Source organism: Streptococcus sp. 3874 (assembly GCF_013276425.1).
Classification (GTDB): domain Bacteria; phylum Bacillota; class Bacilli; order Lactobacillales; family Streptococcaceae; genus Streptococcus; species Streptococcus pseudopneumoniae.
This window is the reverse complement of the sequence record NZ_VMLA01000048.1, coordinates 1-21,109: the sequence shown is the minus strand read 5'-3', so window position 1 is coordinate 21,109 and position 21,109 is coordinate 1. Positions and strand designations below refer to the sequence as shown.

General features: G+C 40.5%; 25 protein-coding genes and 1 pseudogene. 21 read left to right on the top strand and 5 right to left on the bottom strand.

Features of this window, described 5'->3' with window-relative positions; genetic code table 11:
- Nucleotides 1-43 precede the first annotated feature (43 nt).
- Genes HT703_RS05425 through argH form a run of 3 tightly spaced genes read left to right on the top strand, consistent with a single transcriptional unit; the run spans nt 44 to nt 3,483 of the window.
- On the top strand, nt 44-850 hold the full coding sequence (locus HT703_RS05425; RefSeq protein WP_031233438.1) for an ABC transporter substrate-binding protein: 807 nt from the start codon (nt 44-46) through the stop codon (nt 848-850).
- A 16-nt stretch (nt 851-866) separates the two neighbouring features.
- Complete coding sequence (locus HT703_RS05420; protein WP_031233439.1) at nt 867-2,063, top strand: argininosuccinate synthase; 1,197 nt, start codon at nt 867-869, stop codon at nt 2,061-2,063.
- Between the two features lie 28 nt (nt 2,064-2,091).
- Complete coding sequence (argH, locus tag HT703_RS05415) at nt 2,092-3,483, top strand: argininosuccinate lyase (RefSeq protein ID WP_023935514.1); 1,392 nt, start codon at nt 2,092-2,094, stop codon at nt 3,481-3,483.
- 392 nt (nt 3,484-3,875) lie between these two features.
- Here the strand turns inward: argH and HT703_RS05410 are convergent, their stop codons facing one another.
- A complete protein-coding gene (locus HT703_RS05410) occupies nt 3,876-4,739 on the bottom strand; it encodes a helix-turn-helix transcriptional regulator (RefSeq protein ID WP_050223626.1) in 864 nt (287 codons plus the stop codon).
- Between the two features lie 156 nt (nt 4,740-4,895).
- Here HT703_RS05410 and HT703_RS05405 point away from each other — a divergent pair, with 156 nt between their 5' ends.
- The 6 genes from HT703_RS05405 (at nt 4,896) to mnmG (ending at nt 10,051) form a co-directional block, all read left to right on the top strand.
- The gene (locus HT703_RS05405; protein ID WP_023932433.1) at nt 4,896-5,624 is read left to right on the top strand and encodes a hypothetical protein; all 729 of its coding nucleotides are present in this window, start codon (nt 4,896-4,898) and stop codon (nt 5,622-5,624) included.
- Between the two features lie 153 nt (nt 5,625-5,777).
- On the top strand, nt 5,778-5,990 hold the full coding sequence (locus HT703_RS11695; RefSeq protein ID WP_000989848.1) for a hypothetical protein: 213 nt from the start codon (nt 5,778-5,780) through the stop codon (nt 5,988-5,990).
- Between the two features lie 48 nt (nt 5,991-6,038).
- A complete protein-coding gene (locus HT703_RS11690; protein WP_023932438.1) occupies nt 6,039-6,254 on the top strand; it encodes a hypothetical protein in 216 nt (71 codons plus the stop codon).
- Nucleotides 6,255-6,410: 156 nt separating this feature from the next.
- Nucleotides 6,411-7,532, top strand: a complete 1,122-nt coding sequence (mnmA, locus tag HT703_RS05400) for a tRNA 2-thiouridine(34) synthase MnmA (RefSeq protein ID WP_023935516.1) — start codon at nt 6,411-6,413, stop codon at nt 7,530-7,532.
- Nucleotides 7,533-7,672: 140 nt separating this feature from the next.
- On the top strand, nt 7,673-8,128 hold the full coding sequence (locus HT703_RS05395; RefSeq protein WP_023935518.1) for an NUDIX hydrolase: 456 nt from the start codon (nt 7,673-7,675) through the stop codon (nt 8,126-8,128).
- 9 nt (nt 8,129-8,137) lie between these two features.
- On the top strand, nt 8,138-10,051 hold the full coding sequence (mnmG, locus tag HT703_RS05390; RefSeq protein ID WP_172929962.1) for a tRNA uridine-5-carboxymethylaminomethyl(34) synthesis enzyme MnmG: 1,914 nt from the start codon (nt 8,138-8,140) through the stop codon (nt 10,049-10,051).
- Between the two features lie 200 nt (nt 10,052-10,251).
- Here mnmG and HT703_RS05385 read toward each other — a convergent pair whose 3' ends face one another.
- Complete coding sequence (locus HT703_RS05385) at nt 10,252-11,931, bottom strand: ribonuclease J (RefSeq protein WP_000331986.1); 1,680 nt, start codon at nt 11,929-11,931, stop codon at nt 10,252-10,254.
- A 1-nt stretch (nt 11,932) separates the two neighbouring features.
- Entirely contained in the window at nt 11,933-12,166 is a 234-nt protein-coding gene (locus HT703_RS05380) for a DNA-dependent RNA polymerase subunit epsilon (RefSeq protein ID WP_000639571.1), read from the bottom strand.
- Nucleotides 12,167-12,350: 184 nt separating this feature from the next.
- Between HT703_RS05380 and HT703_RS05375 the strand changes: the two genes are divergently transcribed.
- The 3 genes and pseudogenes from HT703_RS05375 (at nt 12,351) to HT703_RS05365 (ending at nt 13,351) form a co-directional block, all read left to right on the top strand.
- The gene (locus HT703_RS05375; protein WP_001200005.1) at nt 12,351-12,584 is read left to right on the top strand and encodes a hypothetical protein; all 234 of its coding nucleotides are present in this window, start codon (nt 12,351-12,353) and stop codon (nt 12,582-12,584) included.
- A gap of 83 nt (nt 12,585-12,667) precedes the next feature.
- Nucleotides 12,668-12,761, top strand: a pseudogene (locus HT703_RS12125) (phospholipase); the annotation flags it as partial.
- A gap of 374 nt (nt 12,762-13,135) precedes the next feature.
- Entirely contained in the window at nt 13,136-13,351 is a 216-nt protein-coding gene (locus tag HT703_RS05365) for a hypothetical protein (protein WP_000282480.1), read from the top strand.
- Nucleotides 13,352-13,673: 322 nt separating this feature from the next.
- Here the strand turns inward: HT703_RS05365 and cibB are convergent, their stop codons facing one another.
- Both cibB and cibA read right to left on the bottom strand, forming a co-directional pair.
- Complete coding sequence (gene cibB / locus HT703_RS05360) at nt 13,674-13,826, bottom strand: fratricide two-peptide bacteriocin subunit CibB (RefSeq protein ID WP_000974045.1); 153 nt, start codon at nt 13,824-13,826, stop codon at nt 13,674-13,676.
- 1 nt (nt 13,827) lies between these two features.
- On the bottom strand, nt 13,828-14,013 hold the full coding sequence (cibA, locus tag HT703_RS05355) for a fratricide two-peptide bacteriocin subunit CibA (RefSeq protein WP_000180841.1): 186 nt from the start codon (nt 14,011-14,013) through the stop codon (nt 13,828-13,830).
- Between the two features lie 177 nt (nt 14,014-14,190).
- On the opposite strand from cibA, the gene tsaB reads away from it, so the two are divergent.
- The 9 genes from tsaB (at nt 14,191) to HT703_RS05310 (ending at nt 21,010) form a co-directional block, all read left to right on the top strand.
- Nucleotides 14,191-14,874 carry a tRNA (adenosine(37)-N6)-threonylcarbamoyltransferase complex dimerization subunit type 1 TsaB gene (gene tsaB / locus HT703_RS05350; protein WP_138707676.1) on the top strand — a complete coding sequence of 228 codons (684 nt, stop codon included), beginning with the start codon at nt 14,191-14,193 and terminating at the stop codon, nt 14,872-14,874.
- Nucleotides 14,871-15,308 carry a ribosomal protein S18-alanine N-acetyltransferase gene (rimI, locus tag HT703_RS05345; RefSeq protein ID WP_000569846.1) on the top strand — a complete coding sequence of 146 codons (438 nt, stop codon included), beginning with the start codon at nt 14,871-14,873 and terminating at the stop codon, nt 15,306-15,308. Before tsaB ends, rimI begins: the two co-directional genes overlap by 4 nt.
- A complete protein-coding gene (gene tsaD, locus HT703_RS05340; protein WP_000655057.1) occupies nt 15,298-16,308 on the top strand; it encodes a tRNA (adenosine(37)-N6)-threonylcarbamoyltransferase complex transferase subunit TsaD in 1,011 nt (336 codons plus the stop codon). The genes rimI and tsaD overlap by 11 nt, the downstream gene beginning before the upstream one ends.
- A 104-nt stretch (nt 16,309-16,412) precedes the next feature.
- On the top strand, nt 16,413-17,276 hold the full coding sequence (locus tag HT703_RS05335; protein WP_000570718.1) for an XRE/MutR family transcriptional regulator: 864 nt from the start codon (nt 16,413-16,415) through the stop codon (nt 17,274-17,276).
- A 289-nt stretch (nt 17,277-17,565) separates the two neighbouring features.
- Nucleotides 17,566-17,733 (top strand): hypothetical protein, encoded by a 168-nt coding sequence (locus HT703_RS12120; protein ID WP_014017185.1) that lies wholly within the window; start codon nt 17,566-17,568, stop codon nt 17,731-17,733.
- A 66-nt stretch (nt 17,734-17,799) separates the two neighbouring features.
- Nucleotides 17,800-18,468 (top strand): CPBP family intramembrane glutamic endopeptidase, encoded by a 669-nt coding sequence (locus HT703_RS05325; protein ID WP_000516539.1) that lies wholly within the window; start codon nt 17,800-17,802, stop codon nt 18,466-18,468.
- Between the two features lie 148 nt (nt 18,469-18,616).
- A complete protein-coding gene (locus tag HT703_RS05320) occupies nt 18,617-19,843 on the top strand; it encodes an MFS transporter (protein WP_172929961.1) in 1,227 nt (408 codons plus the stop codon).
- 158 nt (nt 19,844-20,001) lie between these two features.
- Nucleotides 20,002-20,697: an AzlC family ABC transporter permease gene (locus HT703_RS05315; RefSeq protein WP_172929960.1), complete on the top strand. Its 696-nt coding sequence runs from the start codon at nt 20,002-20,004 to the stop codon at nt 20,695-20,697.
- Nucleotides 20,687-21,010: an AzlD domain-containing protein gene (locus tag HT703_RS05310; protein ID WP_125415531.1), complete on the top strand. Its 324-nt coding sequence runs from the start codon at nt 20,687-20,689 to the stop codon at nt 21,008-21,010. The genes HT703_RS05315 and HT703_RS05310 overlap by 11 nt, the downstream gene beginning before the upstream one ends.
- Nucleotides 21,011-21,109 lie beyond the last annotated feature (99 nt).

The window sequence follows — 21,109 nt, the reverse complement described above, 5'->3', positions numbered from 1 at the left end:
TATTTATACAAATAAAAGGAATAAACATAAAGGAGGCTTTGTTATGAATAAGATGAAGAAGGTGTTGATGACGATGTTTGGTTTAGTGATGCTCCCCCTACTATTTGCTTGTAGTAACAATCAATCGGCTGGAATTGAAGCTATCAAGTCCAAAGGAAAATTGGTTGTAGCCCTCAATCCAGATTTTGCTCCATTTGAATATCAAAAAGTGGTTGATGGGAAAAATCAGATTGTGGGTTCAGATATCGAATTAGCCAAGGCTATAGCAACAGAACTAGGTGTCGAATTGGAACTATCTCCCATGAGTTTTGACAATGTACTGGCTAGTGTTCAATCAGGAAAAGCTGACCTTGCCATATCAGGTGTTTCTAAGACAGATGAACGGAGCAAGGTGTTTGACTTTTCAATTCCCTACTATACTGCAAAAAATAAACTCATTGTCAAAAAATCTGATTTAGCCACTTATCAGTCTGTAAACGACTTGGCGCAGAAAAAGGTCGGAGCGCAGAAAGGTTCGATTCAAGAGACGATGGCGAAAGATTTGCTACAAAATTCTTCCCTTGTATCTCTACCTAAAAATGGGAATTTAATCACAGATTTAAAATCAGGACAAGTGGATGCCGTCATCTTTGAAGAACCTGTTTCCAAGGGATTTGTGGAAAATAATCCTGATTTAGCAATCGCAGACCTCAATTTTGAAAAAGAGCAAGATGATTCCTACGCGGTAGCCATGAAAAAAGATAGCAAGGAATTGAAAGAGGCAGTCGATAAAACCATTCAAAAGTTGAAGGAGTCTGGGGAATTAGACAAACTCATTGAGGATGCCTTTAAAGCATCCATTGAAAAATAGAAAGAAGGAAAAGAACATGAGTAAAGAAAAAGTAATTTTAGCCTATTCTGGCGGTTTAGACACATCAGTTGCTATTACCTGGCTAAAGAAAGACTATGATGTTGTTGCAGTTTGTATGGATGTGGGTGAAGGGAAAGACTTAGATTTCATCCATGATAAGGCTCTCCAGGTTGGGGCAGTCGAATCTTATGTCATTGATGTTAAGGACGAATTTGCTACAGATTATGTGCTAGTGGCTCTTCAGTCACATGCCTACTATGAACAAAAGTACCCCTTGGTATCTGCCTTGAGCCGCCCTCTTATTTCTAAAAAATTGGTTGAAATCGCGCATCAGACAGGAGCGACTACAATTGCTCATGGTTGTACAGGTAAGGGGAATGACCAAGTACGTTTTGAAGTATCGATTGCAGCCTTGGATCCCAATTTAAAAGTGATTGCGCCAGTTCGTGAATGGAAATGGTCTCGGGAGGAAGAAATTCATTATGCCAAGGAAAATGGGGTGCCTGTTCCTGCTGACCTTGACAATCCCTACTCTGTCGACCAAAATCTTTGGGGACGTGCCAATGAGTGTGGTATTTTGGAAAATCCATGGAATCAGGCTCCAGAAGAAGCCTTTGGTATCACAACTTCTCCAGAGCAAGCTCCAGATACGCCAGAGTACATTGATATTGAGTTTAGTGAAGGCGTTCCAGTTTCCCTTAATGGAGAAGGGTTAAAATTGGCAGATTTGATTCAAAAACTCAATGAAATAGCTGGGAAACATGGGGTCGGACGGATTGATCACGTGGAAAATCGTTTGGTTGGGATTAAATCAAGAGAAATCTATGAGTGCCCAGGGGCAGTGACCCTGCTGACAGCTCATAAGGAAATTGAGGACTTGACGCTTGTGAGAGAAGTAGCTCATTTTAAACCAATTATAGAAAATGAATTATCAAATCTCATTTATAATGCTTTGTGGTTTAGTCCGGCTACGCAAGCCTTGATTGCTTATATTAAAGAAACTCAAAAAGTTGTCAATGGGACTGCAAAAGTTAAACTCTATAAGGGGAGCGCTCAGGTCGTGGCTCGGAAATCACCAAATTCTCTTTACGATGAAAATTTGGCGACGTATACCAGTGCAGATACCTTTGACCAAGATGCGGCTGTTGGCTTTATTAAGTTGTGGGGACTTCCAACCAAGGTTTATTCTGAGGTTCAAAAAAGCGCCAAATAGGGCGATTGGATAGAGAGGTGGATGTGATATGACTAAGAATACAAAATTATGGGGTGGTCGCTTTGAAGGTACTGTCGAAGACTGGGTAGAGCGCTTTGGTGCGAGTATATCTTTTGACCAGAAATTAGCAAAATTTGATGTGATTGGTTCCTTAGCCCACGTTCAGATGTTGGGTCAGACGGGCATTTTGAGTTTGAATGAGTCAGAAAAGATTCAAGAAGGCTTGAAAGAGCTTTTAGAAGAGCTAGAGGCAGGCCAACTTGACTTTGATATCGGAAACGAAGATATTCATATGAATATGGAAGTGTTACTGACAGAAAAAATTGGTCCCCTTGCAGGGAAGCTACATACAGCTCGTTCTCGAAATGACCAAGTTGCGACAGATATGCACTTGTATCTCAAGGAGCAACTAGGTCATGTCCTAGATAAACTGGCTCATCTCAAGGGTGTTTTATTAGACTTGGCGGAAAATCATGTGGAGACGATTATGCCGGGCTATACCCATCTGCAACATGCCCAGCCTATTAGTTTTGCCCATCATCTGATGGCTTACTACAATATGTTTCAAAGAGACAGTGAACGTTTTGGATTTAACCAGAAGCATACAGATCTATGCCCTCTAGGTGCGGCAGCTTTGGCAGGGACGACTTTCCCCATTGATCGCCAATTGTCTAGCGATTTGCTGGAGTTTAAGCAACCTTATACAAATTCTTTGGATGCTGTTAGTGACCGCGATTTTATCTTAGAATTTCTATCAAATGCCAGCATACTCATGATGCATATGAGCCGTTTTTGCGAAGAAATGATCAATTGGTGTAGCTTTGAGTACCAATTCATTACCTTGTCAGATACGTTTACAACAGGTTCCTCTATTATGCCCCAAAAGAAAAATCCAGATATGGCTGAGTTGATTCGAGGAAAGACTGGTAGAGTTTATGGGAATCTGTTTGGACTATTGACAGTCATGAAGTCCTTGCCCTTAGCTTATAATAAGGATTTGCAAGAGGATAAGGAAGGAATGTTTGATACGGTCGAAACGATTTTAAATTCCCTCGATGTGTTGGCAGGTATGTTATCCAGCTTGCAGGTAAACAAGGAAAAAATGCAAGAGTCTACAGAGAAGGACTTTTCAAATGCGACTGAGTTGGCAGATTATTTGGCAGGGAAAGGTTTGCCATTTAGAGAAGCTCATGAGGTTGTGGGAAGATTAGTGTTAGACTCTATCAAGTCTGCTAAAAATATTCAAGATTGGACTTTGGAGGAATTGCAAACCTATCATTCCCTCATTGTCGAGGATATTTATGTCTACTTGCAACCTAAAACTGCTGTTCAAAGACGAAATTCCTTGGGAGGTACAGGATTTGACCAAGTGAAATACCAGATTGCAGTTGCTAAGAAAGCGAATGAAGCTAGAAAGTGATAGATTGATAGGTTCAGAATAAGAGGTTGGTCTATTGACAGCCTCTTTCTTGTCGTTAAAAAAGTGAGATATATTGACTTTTGAAAAAATGTCATAATTGAGTTGGGATAAACGTAAAAGTAATATAGTAGATTGAATCTGGAATAGTCCGTTATGACTGTTAAAATATTTCTAGAAATTAATTTGACTTTCCTAATCGATTTGTTCACATCTTGTTTCAATCTACTATACTTTCTCGTTAAACCGTTCGGCGATTCATGGTGACATGGACACGTAGTAGTAAGCAAACTATGTGGCTTGGCAGAGCTAAAAACTTCGGGATTAACAATGGCTGGTATTAAGAACTAACGAACAAATAATATGTAAAGAGTCGAGGAAATCCCTCGGCTTTTTTATCTTTCCTTCGCTTGGTAATAGATCTCTACTTCTTTTTCGAGATGAGACAGTATAGAAGTTTCCTCGGTTAGCTCCAGAAGGGAGAACCCTTTTTGGATAAGTTTAGCATTATCTGTACAAATCCCAATACGGACATAGCAGATAGCCAGCCTATCGTAGCTTTTCTTATTCTTGGCGTCCTCTAGTAAAGTGTAGCAGATTTGCTTACACATGTTTTTATCTTGAGTGTATAGATAGAGTGTGGAAAGGTTTAATAGAATTGTCATTCGCAAGTCATATAAATGTTGATAGTTTTTATAGACTTCTAGGCGTTGCAATATTTTTCCAGTGATGAGATGGAGGTATTCAATGGGAAAACTGAAAAGAATGGTATTGAGGATTTTTAGATCACTCTCATACCATGTATCTTGTTTTTCAATTTTTCTCCAAAGTTTTTTGACAACCTGTTCTGCGTGATCTGATAGTTCACCTGCCCCGTGTTGACGGATATAAATGACAACTTCAAGCATATCTCTGATTTCTTCTATAGGGAGATCGTGGTGGGTCTTGAGGTAGTCTTGGCATTTTTGAAATAAATTGACAAGATCGCTGGTCCCGATAATGGAACGCATATTGAGATAGGTTTGCATAATCTCTGTGCGTTGACTTGGTTGATAAAGTTGACAGATATATTCAAATTCTTCAAAACTCATATTGATTTGACGGAGAAGAAATTCCATATTTTCATATTTTGGGGTTGTCTTACCGCTTTCGATTTTTGATAGGCTGGTTCTTGAGAGAACACCCCCACAGACCTCTTCTTGGGTCAGCCCCTTTGACTCACGTATTTCTTTATAGACCTTTCCGAAATCATAACGCATGATTTTCTCCTTTCCGTGAAAAAAGTTAACAAACAATAAAATCTTGTTAAAAATATTGTATCATAGCAATGTAAAAAGTAAAAAAGAAAGTCGAAATAAAGTTGTGAAAAAGGTTGATATAGTTTAAAAATGGAACCAAAGATAAGAGGAAGAAGCATGAGTAATGTAGATAAGATTCGAAAAATACATATTATCGTGTGTTGGATGTATATATTTTTGTCATTTAAGTCGATAATCAGTAACACGGGGTATTTCTTGCTTCTTTTTTTAGCGTTTCTCTATTCAATAGTATCGCTACCTCTATATTCTGTGAAGAATAAAATAGTATCCATTTGTTTGGCTATAAACTCGACTCTGTTAATTAGTTTTCCAATTTTAATCAATAAATATTTCCCAGGAAAGGTTTCTACTTATATCGTATTAACCAGTATTTTTATCCTGGAGTTCTTAATCTTTAATAAAATTGGTAGAGATTTTGATACTAGATTAGCTAGTGAATATAGGAAAATCAGTCAGTTTAAAAGTAAGATGTCTCAATCTCCTTGGATAAAATATTTAGAGATTTCTAGTTTTATATTAACTATATTTCCATTTATTCTTCATGGTACAGTTGCTAATCGTGTATTTGCTCTTATCTTTTTGATAAAAATTTGTGTAGATACTACGATAAAGTTTCTATTAAACAGAATCTTTAATTCAAGTGAGATGATGAAAAGGAAGATATTTTCTCTTTTTGCACTAGATTTGATGGTCTATATATTTTTAAGTTATGTTTTAGTGATACAAAAAGACGGATATCTGTTTTCGATTCTACTAATTTTTTCTAATTTCTCACTTCCTTTTATCAGAGAAAAAGAGTATGAATTATTTAAAAATAAGAAATGAGATAGATATGGTATCTTTATTAAAACTGAGAATAAATTTTGGGAAATACTTTTATTTATATTAGGTGTATTGCTAATTGGAATTGCGTTACTAAGTCCCCCAAAAATGAAATTTTGGAAATAGAGTTAGTGAGAAGGACAGGATAATAGTATTATGATGGTTGTTTTAATTGCAGTGGTTGTGGCATTTCTGTATTATGTAATTACAGAGTATTTTCAGAATAGTTATATTGACTGTATACTATTTCTAACATTGCTGATTTCTCATTTGATATGGGATTACTATTTTTTGCCTATTGAAATTTTAGTGGCATTAAGTGGAGCAAATTTGCTATCGAGATTTTTCAAAAAAAAGAGAAGTCAATAGAGTTGTTAGTGGATTATTAAGACGAAAGGTAAAATTGGGATATTTAAAATGAAACATTTTTTTGCTGGAATTGGTGAAATTCATTTTTTGTCATTTTTATTATATCTAAGCATGTCTACTAGTCCAATTATTGGACTAGTGATTGGATATACTAAAATAAATCTAATAAGTTCTATTATTATAGCTCTTGGTATGATATTGGCATTAATTTTGGTATTATCAAGAGTGTATAGAAAATATTTTTATAGAGACGATGATGACTAAAGTTTTTATCAGTAAAACCAGTGGTTGGCAGATTATCAGCCTCTTTCTTGTCTTCTCTAACCAAGCATGTTATAATGAATACTGCTCAAGCGACCTTCAATCGTGAAGCACACACGACCTTCAATCGTGAATAAACGAATAGATGGGAGACTTACCATGAGTGATAACTCTAAAACACGTGTTGTCGTGGGGATGAGTGGTGGTGTCGATTCGTCGGTGACGGCTCTTCTTCTCAAGGAGCAGGGCTACGATGTGATCGGTATCTTCATGAAGAACTGGGATGACACAGATGAAAACGGAGTCTGTACGGCGACCGAAGATTATAAGGATGTGGCTGCGGTAGCAGACCAGATTGGCATTCCCTACTACTCTGTCAATTTTGAAAAAGAGTACTGGGACCGCGTTTTTGAGTATTTCCTAGCGGAATACCGTGCAGGACGCACGCCAAATCCAGATGTTATGTGCAACAAGGAAATCAAGTTCAAGGCCTTTTTGGACTATGCCATGACCTTGGGGGCAGACTATGTAGCGACTGGGCATTATGCCCGAGTGGCGCGTGATGAAGATGGTACTGTTCATATGCTTCGTGGCGTGGACAATGGCAAGGATCAGACTTATTTCCTCAGCCAACTGTCGCAAGAACAACTTCAAAAAACTATGTTCCCACTGGGACATTTGGAAAAGCCGGAAGTGCGAGAACTAGCAGAAAAAGCAGGCCTTGCGACTGCTAAGAAGAAAGACTCGACAGGGATTTGCTTTATCGGAGAAAAGAACTTTAAAAACTTTCTCAGCAACTATCTGCCAGCTCAGCCTGGTCGCATGATGACTGTGGATGGACGTGATATGGGCGAGCATGCAGGCCTTATGTACTATACGATTGGTCAGCGTGGCGGACTCGGTATCGGTGGGCAACACGGTGGTGACAATGCCCCTTGGTTCGTTGTTGGAAAAGACTTAAGCAAGAATATTCTCTATGTAGGACAAGGCTTCTACCATGACTCGCTCATGTCAACTAGCCTTGAGGCCAGTCAGGTTCACTTTACTCGTGACATGCCAGAGGAGTTTACGCTCGAATGTACGGCCAAATTCCGCTATCGTCAGCCTGATTCTAAGGTGACAGTACATGTTAAAGGAGACAAGGCAGAGGTCATCTTTGCGGAACCGCAACGCGCTATCACACCAGGACAGGCAGTTGTCTTTTACGATGGCGAAGAGTGTCTCGGTGGTGGTTTGATTGACAATGCTTACCGTGATGGACAAGTTTGTCAGTACATTTAGATTGACAAATTTTCTCAATTTGCTACAATAATAAAAGCAATAGAAATGATGGTCAAAGCTCATGGATGTTGCAGGCTTTTTTGTCCTGCACTTCTTTGGAGTTTTGACTGTTTTTGTGTCGTTTAGAGGAAAGGACAAAAATGACTCAACAAGACTTTCGGACAAAAGTGGGAAATACGGTTTTTGGTGTTCGGGCGACAGCCTTGATTCTCCAAAATCGCAAGTTTCTAGTCACCAGAGACAAGGGCAAGTATTATACTATTGGCGGTGCGATTCAAGTCAATGAAAGCACGGAAGACGCGGTAGTCCGTGAAGTGAGGGAAGAATTAGGTGTCCGAGCTCACGCTGGGCAACTAGCTTTCGTGGTTGAAAATCGTTTTGAACAGGACGGTGTTTCCTATCACAATATCGAGTTTCATTATTTGGTGAACTTACTTGAGGACGCCCCATTGACCATGCAGGAAGATGAGAAAAGGCAGCCTTGTGAGTGGATTGACTTGGATCAGCTCCAGAATATCCAGCTAGTTCCAGCCTTTTTGAAAACAGCCCTACCAACTTGGGACGGCCAACTGCGACACATTCATCTTGAGGAATAGGAGAGAAACATGACTTATAATTTTACTGAAGAATACGATATTATTGTAATCGGTGCGGGACACGCTGGGGTCGAGGCTTCCTTAGCTGCCAACCGTATGGGTTGTAAGGTCTTGCTTGCGACCATCAACATTGAAATGCTGGCTTTCATGCCTTGTAATCCCTCTATCGGTGGTTCTGCCAAGGGGATTGTCGTGCGTGAAGTTGATGCACTTGGTGGCGAAATGGCCAAAACCATTGATAAGACTTACATCCAGATGAAGATGCTCAACACAGGGAAAGGACCAGCCGTTCGTGCCCTTCGTGCGCAGGCTGACAAGGAACTATACTCTAAGGAGATGCGCAAGACAGTTGAAAATCAAGAGAATCTCACCCTTCGTCAAACCATGATTGATGAGATTTTGGTGGAAGATGGCAAGGTTGTCGGTGTGCGTACAGCGACCCATCAAGAGTATGCTGCCAAAGCTGTTATCGTGACGACAGGGACTGCCCTCCGTGGGGAAATTATCATCGGAGACCTCAAGTACTCATCAGGTCCTAACCACAGCCTAGCATCTATTAACCTTGCTGACAATCTCAAGGAATTGGGACTTGAAATTGGTCGTTTCAAGACAGGAACCCCTCCACGTGTCAAGGCTTCTTCTATCAACTACGATGTGACAGAGATTCAGCCAGGAGACGAAGCGCCTAATCACTTCTCATACACTTCACGTGATGAGGATTATGTCAAAGATCAAGTGCCATGCTGGTTGACCTATACCAATGGTACCAGTCATGAGATTATCCAAAATAACCTCCACCGTGCGCCTATGTTTACAGGTGTGGTCAAGGGAGTGGGCCCTCGTTACTGTCCGTCGATTGAGGACAAGATTGTGCGCTTTGCAGACAAGGAACGCCACCAACTTTTCCTAGAGCCAGAAGGGCGCAATACAGAGGAAGTCTATGTCCAAGGCCTCTCAACCAGTTTACCTGAAGATGTGCAACGTGAGCTGGTTCATTCTATCAAAGGTTTGGAAAATGCAGAGATGATGCGAACAGGTTATGCCATCGAGTACGATATGGTCTTGCCACACCAGTTGCGTGCGACTCTGGAAACCAAGAAAATCTCCGGACTTTTCACTGCTGGTCAGACTAATGGAACGTCAGGTTATGAAGAGGCAGCAGGCCAAGGGATTATCGCTGGGATCAATGCGGCTCTGAAAATCCAAGGTAAACCTGAGTTGATTTTGAAGCGCAGTGACGGTTATATCGGGGTGATGATTGATGACTTGGTGACCAAGGGAACGATTGAGCCTTATCGCCTTTTGACCAGTCGTGCTGAATACCGCCTCATTCTCCGCCATGACAATGCTGATATGCGTTTGACTGAGATGGGCCGTGAGATTGGTCTTGTGGATGATGAACGCTGGACTCGCTTTGAAATCAAGAAAAATCAATTTGAAAATGAGATGAAACGCCTAGACAGCATCAAACTCAAGCCAGTCAAGGAAACCAATGCCAAGGTTGAGGAGATGGGCTTCAAGCCGTTGACAGATGCAGTGACAGCCAAGGAGTTCCTTCGCCGTCCAGAAGTTTCTTACCAAGATGTGGTGGCCTTCATCGGACCAGCTGCAGAGGACTTGGATGACAAGATTATCGAATTGATTGAAACAGAAATCAAGTACGAAGGCTATATTTCCAAAGCCATGGACCAGGTTGCTAAGATGAAACGTATGGAAGAAAAACGCATTCCAGCCAATATTGATTGGGATGACATTGACTCTATCGCGACAGAAGCCCGTCAGAAGTTCAAACTCATCAATCCAGAAACCATCGGCCAAGCCAGCCGTATTTCGGGAGTAAATCCAGCAGACATTTCTATTTTGATGGTGTATTTGGAAGGTAAAAATCGTAGTATTTCTAAAACTCTTCAAAAATCAAAATGATACGTCGTCGGCTTCTTACGAATGAGTTCAAAGCTTGGATTTGATTCATCTCCAGCCTCTCATAGTTCTCCGAACTATGAGAGCTAACTCAAGTTATGCTTTCGCCTAGCCTTCTAGTCTGATTTCGATTTTTATTGAGTTTTAATCTCAAAAGAAAGCATAGAGAAAAACAGCTCCGAAAATCGGGGCTGTTTTATGATTTATTCTTCATCTGGTGTGAGGATCATTGGGATGATGATCGGTTCACGTTCTGTATTTTCATAGAGGAAGGGGCGAATAGCGTTGACAATGGCACCATTGACAGATTGCACGCTAGCATCCTTGTTTTTCAGTGCGATACGAATGGCATTGAAGAGGATGCGTTGGCTTTGGCGAATCAAGTCGCCAGACTCTCTCATGTAGACAAAGCCTCGGCTGAGGATGTCTGGACCAGATAGAATCATCTGCGACTTGAAGTCAACAGTTGCGACTGCTAAAACGACACCGTCTTCAGATAGATCACGACGGTCTTTGAGGACAGCTGCGCCGATTTCACCGATACGATTTCCATCGACATAGATGTCTTGGGCGTTGAAATGACCTGCAATACGAGCTGAGTCAGCAGTAAGGGCAAGCACATCACCATTGCTCATGATAAAGATATTGTCCTTCTCAACACCAGTATCTACCGCTAGTCCAGCGTGGACTTTTTGCATGCGGTATTCACCGTGGACAGGCATGAAGTATTTTGGCTTAATCAAGCGGAGCATAAGTTTTTGCTCTTGCTGGCCACCGTGTCCAGAGGTATGGATATTGTTCACTTTACCATGGATAACTTCGACACCAGCTTCAGAAATGATGTTAATTAGTTTGTTGACGCTAGTCGTGTTTCCAGGGATAGGACTTGAAGAGAAGATAACGGTATCACCTGGTTGGAGTTGTACCTGACGGTGGGTTCCGTTGGCGATACGAGAGAGGGCTGCCATCGGCTCACCCTGACTACCTGTACAGAGGATGAGAACCTCGCCTGCAGGGTAATCTTTGATTTCATTTGGCTCGATAAAGGTTCCTTTTGGAGCTTTTATGTAGCCAAGCTCAATTCCGTTGACAATGGCCTTTTCCATCGAACGACCAAAGACCGCAATCTTACGTCCAGTCTTAACAGCGGCTTCTGTTGCTTGTTGGAGACGGAAGATATTTGAAGCAAAGGATGCAAAGATGATACGTCCTTCAATACCTTGGATAATCTTCATGATGGACTGGCCAACGACTTTTTCAGAGTTGGTAAAGGTTGGCACTTCCGCATTTGTTGAGTCAGACAGGAGACAGAGTACGCCTTCTTCGCCAAGGGCTGCCATACGGTGCAAGTCTGCTGGTTCTCCAACTGGAGTAAAGTCGAACTTGAAGTCACCCGTACAGACGATTTTTCCTTGAGGAGTATGAATGACAATTCCCAAAGGCTCTGGAATAGAGTGAGTCGTTCTAAAGAAAGTTGCCTTGAGATTTTTAAAGGTCAACTCAGTGTTGTGGTTGATTTCGTAAAGTTTGGCGTTGCGCAAGAGGCCGTGTTCTTCGAGCTTCCCACGGATCAAAGCCAAGGCAAGTGGTCCAGCATAGATAGGGACATTTGCTTGCTTTAGCAGGAAAGGAATCCCACCGATGTGGTCCTCGTGTCCGTGTGTAATCAAAACAGCCTTGACGCGGTCGATATTGTCCACGATGTAAGAGTAGTCAGGAATGACATAGTCGATACCCAGCAAGTCATCTTCTGGGAATTTAATCCCAGCATCGACGATGATAATCTCATCTTGGTATTCAATCCCGTATGTGTTTTTCCCGATTTCTCCCAGACCACCGATGGCAAAAACGCCGACTTCTTCAGGTTTAAGAGTATAGGCCATATTAGAACTCCGTGATTTCGAAGGCGCCAGTTTCTTTTTCGTAATCTAGCAATTTGTCAGACAAGAGTTCGATATACTCGATATTGTACTCTGGGCGATTTTCTTCGACAAGTTGGCGAGCAGCGATACGGCCCTCAAGTTCTGAGTTGGCATCGATGTCTAGGTATAGTGCGCGTGTTGTTTCACGACGTGGGCTACGTTCTTTTGTTTCTTGATAAAAAACTTTGTAAATCATATAGTTCCTTTCTATTTTACAGGTCAGCTTATTCCAAACTTTTAGCATAGATTTGCTTGATTTCATTCCATTTTGTGTCTAGATTGACCTTGATTCGTTACAATTATTTCAATTATACCACAAAATGAAAAATTAGTAAAAGACGGAAACGAGAAAGTCATGGGACGATTTCTTTGGTAAACGCTTGCAATATCAAAAAGTATATGCTATAATAATAGAAAGAAATAGTATAAGCTGGAAAGGAAATAATTCGGAAACTATATTGTTTAGTGCTATTGATATTATGTTTAACTTTATAGATACTTCTGAATTGGATAAAGTTACCGAATTGAATGAACATGCTTTCCCTGTAGTTAGATTAGATAAAGCAGAGGAGCTTGGTTTAGATAATGAAGCTTTGGAGGTAGGCGTGTTTTAAACGAAATCGTAACGGATATAGAGACTAACGGAGAGTCAACTGATTTGGCTAGAATGGATCGCTCTCTTTTTCCTATAGGCTCTTATGGTAATTATTGTGGTTATGGGAAATAATGGATATTCTATTCCAGCTATTGATGATTTAGATATGGCTTGTTTCTATCATGATAAGTGTTTTAAGGGATTTTTAGCAGATAATAGAAGTTGCAATGCCGCATTCCTAATAAGATTATCTCCTATTGTAGCAAATAATGCTTGGAATACAACTAAAGGAGCATATGCAAGAGCAGCTGTGGTTCTATTTTCTAGATTCGTATAAGACCAAGTTTTTGTAAAATATGAGTTGTTACGTAAAAGTGTTGATATGAGTATTGGTGTCTATGAACAGAATCTTATCTTATAAGTTTTAACTTATCTTTTAAGGTTTCTGTTTATAGGCGCTTGTAGATGTGTTTATGTCTTTAAAAAATATATTTGCGATATTAAAAATGGATACTTATGCAATATTTCACTTTACTTATTAAGATAAATTTAAACTAAGGAGGTTGCTCTATGTATAACTTATTTGCTTTTGCTATCGGAGCTCGCTTGGTAGCTTTTATTGTTTTTGTTGCTTGCGTTTATGCGGGTAATCTTCTATTTACCAAACTGGAACGACGACAAACCAAGTTCTTGTGGAAAATTACCTTTGTGACTCTCTACTCGCTTTTTCTTCTCCTCGTAACCTATGTCGTTTGGTTTGTATTTTACTTTGGATTAAATGCTTAGATGCCCTGCTCATGCTGGGGCGTTTTTGTTTGGTGGCAAAAGATAGTAAATTTATGACACGAAAATTCCACCCCATCTATCAAGATGAGGTGGTCTTTGCATTTTTCTAAAATGACATGACAATGGAATTTTCAGAGCTTATTATTTTTATGGGAGTCATTGTTCTGCTCAAAAATAGAGTTGAAGCATAAAAATAAAACAATACAAACAGATAGATCAATTGGTAAAGGGATAGTAGTCATGTTTAAATCATTGAGAATGCTGAGCAAACTGTAAGAGATGAAGACAATAAAATTTATCCTTCTAAAAATGTGTTTCTTATCTAGCATGACTTACCAAACTTTTTACGAAGGTCTTTTCCAATGGTATAAGCTGCCATAAATAAAGCGATACCAACACCTACACCAAAGCCACCCTTTATTTCTTGCAATTCCTTAGTAGAAATTTCACAATAGTTGTTCAAATCTTTCATCATATTAATCTCCTCCTAAAAAATAACCAGCTGCCAAACCAGAACCTATAAGTGCTGTTCCACCTGCAATAGCTTTCCAAGATACTGCTACTCCAAAGATAACCAAGGGAGCGAGACCGCCATCAATATCTGATAATTCATTTTCAGATAAGGATAAAAATTGATTGTCAAGAACGTCAAAATTTGTCATTGAACTTTCCTCCTTTTTTCTTGTTCACTTTTATATTCGTAAAAGAAAAGGAAAAGTGAACATTTTTTTAAATTATTTTTAGTTAAGTGAGGGCACTCTTGTTTGGGGATAAAGAAAATTCCCATGTGCCAGCTTTTGTAGTATAATAGTAAGCAGACAAAAAGATAGGAATGTGTTATGAAAGTATTAGCTTTTGATACGTCTAGCAAGGCTCTTTCTCTGGCTATTTTAGAGGACAAGCAGGTTCTTGCCGAGACGACGATTAATATCAAGAAAAATCACAGCATTACCCTCATGCCTGCCATCGATTTTTTGATGGCGAGTTTGGATTGGACACCCAAGGATTTGGACCGAATCGTGGTGGCAGAAGGGCCAGGTAGCTACACAGGCTTGCGAATCGCGGTAGCCACTGCTAAGACGCTGGCTCATACTCTGAACATTGAGTTAGTTGGTATGTCTAGCCTCTTGGCTCTGGTGCCATACCAACAAGAAGGTTTGTTCGTCACTTTGATGGATGCGCGTCGCAATAATGTTTATGCAGGATTTTATGAAAATGCTAAACCTGTCATGCCAGAAGCGCACCTGCCCTTTGAGCGAGTCATCGAGCTAATCAAGGGTGCTAGTCAGGTAACCTTTGTCGGAGAAGTTGTCCCCTTTGTTGAGCAGATTCAAGAACACTTGCCAAGGACTAATTACAAAGAAACCCTGCCTAATGCAGCTAATCTAGCACTTTTGGCTTGGGACAAGAAAGCAGACTCCTTACATGATTTTGTGCCGAATTACCTCAAACGTGTTGAGGCTGAGGAAAACTGGCTTAAGAACCACACAGAGTCTGGTGAGTCTTACATTAAACGCCTATGATAGAAATCAAACGAATCCAACAGCAGCCTAATCTAGCTAAAGCCATCTACGCTGTTATGATAGCTGTTTACCCAGTCAGTCCTTGGACGCTGGAACAAATCCAAGCTGACCTATTCCAAGACCAGACTTGGTATGCTCTGGCCTATGATGGGGCAGAAGTGATTGGATTTCTAGCTGTGCAGGAAAATATCTTTGAGGCAGAAGTCTTGCAAATCGCTGTTAAAGGAGACTATCAGGGTCAGGGGATTGCGTCAGCCTTGTTTGCTCAATTGCCGACAGACAAGGAGATTTTCCTCGAAGTCAGAAAGTCAAATCAACGAGCGCAAGCATTTTACAAGAAAGAAAAAATGGCGGTCATCGCTGAGCGAAAAGCCTACTACCATGACCCAGTCGAAGACGCCATCATCATGAAGAGAGAAATAGATGAAGGATAGATATATTTTAGCATTTGAGACATCCTGTGATGAGACCAGTGTCGCCGTCTTGAAAAACGACGATGAGCTCTTGTCCAATGTCATTGCTAGTCAAATTGAGAGTCACAAACGTTTTGGTGGCGTAGTGCCCGAAGTAGCCAGTCGTCACCATGTCGAGGTCATTACAGCCTGTATCGAGGAGGCATTGGCAGAAGCAGGGATTACCGAAGAGGACGTGACAGCTGTTGCGGTTACCTACGGACCAGGCTTGGTCGGAGCCTTGCTAGTTGGTTTGTCAGCTGCCAAGGCCTTTGCTTGGGCTCACGGACTTCCACTGATTCCTGTTAATCACATGGCTGGGCACCTCATGGCAGCTCAGAGTGTGGAGCCTTTGGAGTTTCCCTTGCTAGCCCTTTTAGTCAGTGGTGGGCACACAGAGTTGGTCTATGTTTCTGAGGCTGGCGATTACAAGATTGTTGGGGAGACACGAGATGACGCGGTTGGTGAGGCATATGATAAGGTCGGCCGCGTCATGGGCTTGACCTATCCTGCAGGTCGTGAGATTGACGAGTTGTCTCATCAGGGGCAGGATATTTATGATTTCCCTCGTGCCATGATTAAGGAGGATAATCTGGAGTTTTCATTCTCAGGTTTGAAATCTGCCTTTATCAATCTTCACCACAATGCCGAGCAAAAGGGAGAAAGTCTGTCTACAGAGGATTTGTGTGCTTCCTTCCAAGCAGCTGTACTGGATATTCTCATGGCTAAAACCAAGAAGGCTTTGGAGAAATACCCTGTTAAAACCCTTGTCGTGGCAGGTGGCGTGGCAGCCAATAAAGGTCTCAGAGAACGCCTAGCAACTGAAATCACAGATGTCAATGTCATCATTCCACCTCTGCGTCTCTGCGGAGACAATGCAGGTATGATTGCTTATGCCAGTGTCAGCGAGTGGAACAAAGAAAACTTTGCAAACTTGGACCTCAATGCCAAACCAAGCCTCGCTTTTGATACCATAGAATAAAGAGTCAGCTTAAGGCTGGCTTTTTTATTTTTTCTAACTATCAGAATATTTTGACAAATGAACACAAATAATGATATAATATGCAAAAGCTAGGAGGTGGTAGGATGATTGAAAAAATGGAATTGGGGGAATTTTACAAGGAACTGCGCCTGGCTAGAAAGCTCAAGCAGTCAGATGTGGCTTGTGACGGGCTAACAGCTTCTCAGTTGTCCAAGTTTGAGCTAGGGCAGTCCATGTTGTCTGCTGATAAGCTCATATTAGCCATTCAAGGGATCAATATGAATTTTGATGAGTTTGGGCACAAGCTCAACAACTATCAAGAATCTCCACATATGCGAATCGGTCGAAAGGTTGTGGATCGCTTTGCCCACCAAGATATCGCTGGCTTAGAGCAACTATTGGAGAAAATCAAGCAAGAACAGATGGCAGAGACCTATCGTCGTTTGAATGCCATTGTGATTAAAAATGCCATCCATTCCTTAAATAAGAGCTATCTGCTAACAGAGGAGGATAGCGAATTTTTGACCAGCTATCTCTATGCTATCGAGTCTTGGACCTGGTTTGAACTCTATCTCTTTTGCAATACCATGCCCTTCTTGAGCAATCAAGATTTGATCTTTTTATCGACCGCTTTAATTGAGAAGTCTAAAGAATTTAAGGAGTTGGTACATAATCGGTTGTATATGAAGCAAGGACTCTTAAATATCTTATCAGAACTCATGGAGCGAAAACTTTTCTCATACATCCCAATCTTCGAAGCCGAGTTGGAGAGCATGTTGCGTCCGTACGATGTTTTTGAGAAAGTATCGTGGCAATTTTTAAAGAAAATGAGTGTCTTTCTTCAAACCAAAGGAAGCAATCAAAAAGAGATTGAACACTTTATCCAATCTCTGCAAGTATTAGAAAATCCACAATTGCTAGCCCTCTTCGAATTGCGTTTTCAGCAATACAAAGAACTTATCGATTAATTAGAAACGGGAAGACGATAACCCACTCCGAAATAAGCAGGAGTATCAGTTGGATTTTTCTTTTTTTCATCATTATATCCCTCCTTGTTAGTAATAACTTTATTATACCAGGGAAATAATCAAATCTACCAAAATCGCAAATCTGAAATTTCTATAAGAAAAAATATCAAATATGCGATTTTCTAAAATAAGTCAATTTCCGTGTTATACTGTCCTTGTAAAACATTTGAAGCAAATCCTAGGTCGCAGAAGTGGTTTACAAATGAAGATAATTGAAGGAGTGTAAAAGATGTTAAATTTACAATTTGCAGAAACAATGGAATTGACAGAAGCTGAGTTGGAGACAGTTTATGGAGGAAGGTCATATCCTCCATTGGGATCTGGTGGAATGGGCGGTCTATGGCAAAACTACTTTAACTTTGCTCCTCCAGCTCCTGAGACTAGACGTCGTTATTGATGTTTAAAGCCCTTGCCTTTTTCTTGGGTAGGGGCTATTTTTATTTCATATATAGGAGAAAATAAAATGGGAAAGATAACTTCAAGATACTATTTTTTTATAGCGATTCTACTCGTCCTTGCTTATCAGTACCTTAGTGGTCTGGTTTTATCTAGCGACTTTGCTCTTAGGCTATCTGACTTTGGCTATTATTTGTCGGATATGATGTTGCATTTTCTTGTCGTTTTTATTGCTTTTTTTGCTATGGTTAAGTCAGGAAAATGGCAAGGAATTAACAGTAAGAAGTTTCGCTGGTCTTATTTGTTTTATTGTGTCTTAGCTTTTCTTTTGTTGTTCCTTTGGAATAGGGTTACCTTTTCTCTTTTTCCACCTACTCGAAATGCAATTTCTTATCAACATGCTACTCCTACTTTTACAGGAGATACGGCATTTTTGATGTATTTTTTTTATCCTGTGATTGCAGGTCCCATTTTTGAAGACATGATTTATCGTGGATTAGTGATGACTGCTCTGGAAAAAGGGAAGAAATGGGGATTGGATGTACTTGGATCAGCTATATTATTTGGAATTTTGCACATTAGTAGTCATGGTTGGGTCTTGACAGACTTTTTCGTATATATGGGTGGCGGTCTCATATTTGCAGTCTTGTTTAGAGTAACCAAGTCCATTTATTGGCCTATTGGACTGCACATAGTCTACAATGGTATTGGTCAGATTTTGATGTTATTGCACTAGGATCTGGTTAGTAGCTAAAGACATGATGAGGTGTGCAGTGAAAAAGGCTGTGTAGGCTATCTATATGATATGGGATAGACTGGGCATACAGGATTTATTAGGATGTTTTGGAATAAAAATTCTAACTGGAATTTAAAAAGGAGTTATAATGAAAGTATTTCTTCAAAATAGAGATTTTAGGCAATTAACTGTCAACCAGTGGATTTCAACGGTTGGGGATACGATTTTTTATCTGGCCTTTTTGAATTATGTGGCAGATGCTTCTTTTGCTCCTCTGGCGATTTTACTTATCACGATTTCAGAAACCCTTCCTCAAGTTCTACAAATCTTTCTGGGAGTTTTGGCGGATTTTCAACATCATCGTGTCTTGAAATACACAGTCATTAGTTTTGCAAAATTTTTGCTTTACTCTATCGTTTCTTTATCACTTTCAGGGCAGTCCTTTTCCTTAGTACTAGTAGCCTTTATTTGTCTGATTAACCTCTTGTCTGACACATTGAGTTATTTTTCAGGCGCCATGCTCACTCCGATTTTCATTAGAATTATTGGGCAAGACCATTTGGCAGAAGCTATTGGATTTAAACAGTCAACTGTTAGTTTAGTGAAAACAATCAGTAATATTCTAGGAGGAGTCTTATTAGGTATTCTATCCATCCAGTTTATTTCCTTACTGAACGCTCTTACCTTTTTAATCGCATTTTTAGGTATCCTCTTCATAAAAAATGACCTCTTGAAAGTAGAAAAAACGATTAGCTATCAAGAAGGACTCTCTGTAAAATCCTTTTGCCAGCATTTGGTCCAGTCATCGAAATTGATATGGAAGATGAATCAGGTGCTCTTGGTTTTGTTTATTATTTCTATTAGTCAAGCAGTGATAAATGTTACAGTTCCTGTTTCTACTCTGTTTTTGAGAAATCAACCCTTTTTGAATTTACAAACAGGTCAATCTCTTGCCTTGCTATCCACTTTTGAACTGTCAGCCCTTATTGTCGGAAGCCTTGTAAGTGGCTATCTGAAAAATATGATTTCTATAAAAACAGCTCTCTATGCCTCACTTGTCATCCAGTTGCTTCTTCTAGTAGGATTTGCCACAGTTCGTTTTGACTGGATTCTCATCTTTAGTGCCTTGGATGCCTTTTTCGCAGGTGTTCTCTCTCCTAGATTGCAAGAACTCGTTTTTAAACAAATACCTGAGGAGTCAATGGGAGCAGTTCAATCTTCTATCGGGGCTATTACGGTTGTTTTACCTAGCTTATTTACAATAGCTTTGGTAACCATTGCTACTAGCTTTGGAACTCTGGCAGTTAGCTTTGTTTTATTACTATTTCTTCTAGTTGCCTTTTTCATGCTTCTGAATATCCGTGAAAGTATTTAGCGGAGAATTTGTATAATATATGTTTGAGACTGAATTGCCAGTCTTTTTATGATGGTCAAAATCAGCAGACTTTTTTCTCTTTCCTGAATGTGTTATAATAGTCCATGCTGTGGCTGGAACCTTTTCAGCCCATTTATTAAAACAATATGAGGAGAAAAATGAAAGAAAAAGGATTTTGGGAGGGGGCGCAGGCAGCCATGCCAACGGCCCTTGGTTATGTCAGTATCGGACTGGCCTGTGGGATTATCGGTGCGCCCTATGTGACACCTATTGAGATGGGCTTGATGAGCCTCTTTGTTTATGCTGGGAGTGCCCAGTTTGCCATGTTGGCCCTGATTGCGGTTCAAGCACCTGTGGCAGCTATTGCTATGACGGTTTTTTTGATCAATTTGCGTCTCTTTTTGTTGAGTTTGCATGCGTCGACCTATTTTCGTCATACTAGTCTCTGGCACAATATCGGTATGTCTAGTATCTTGACAGATGAGACCTATGGCGTCTTGATGGGCGAGTTGGCCCATGCAGACAAGGTCAATCCTATGTGGATGCACGGGAACAATCTCAACAGTTATGTGGCTTGGTTTGTTGGGACAGTGGTCGGAACGGCTCTGGGTGGCCTGCTACCAAATCCAGAAATCTTTGGCTTGGATTTTGCCCTGGTTGGGATGTTCATCGGCATTTTTGCTTCGCAATTCCAGATTATGCAAAGACGGATTCCCGTCCGCAATCTGCTCATTATCCTAGCAGCTGTTGCGGTGTCCTTCTTTTTACTTTTGACAGTGGTGTCTCAGTCGCTAGCTGTTCTGTTTGCGACCTTGCTAGGTTGTAGCATGGGGGTGGTTTTAGATGGTCAGTAAGTATCTTTTATTAGCAGTTATTTTCTCTGGCTTGGTGACTTGGATTCCCCGTATGATTCCCTTCATCTTGGTCAAGTATAAGGGTTTGCCTGCAATCGTTGAGCGTTTTTTGAAGTTCTTGCCCGTCTCTATTATCTTTGCCTTGATTCTTTCAAGCGTAGTGACAGGTAAGGTTGGGAGCCTTCCTCAAATTAAATGGCTGGACTTCTTAGCAGTCTTTCCAACGGCTTGGGTAGCCTTTCGCTACCGCAATCTAGTCGGTACGGTTCTCTTTGGAGTGGTCTTAATTGCAGTCTTGCGTTTGATCTTTTAATACTCTTCGAAAATCTCTTCAAACCACGTCAGCTTCACCTTACCGTAGGTATATGTAACTGACTTCGTCAGTCTTATCTCCAACCTCAAAACAGTGTTT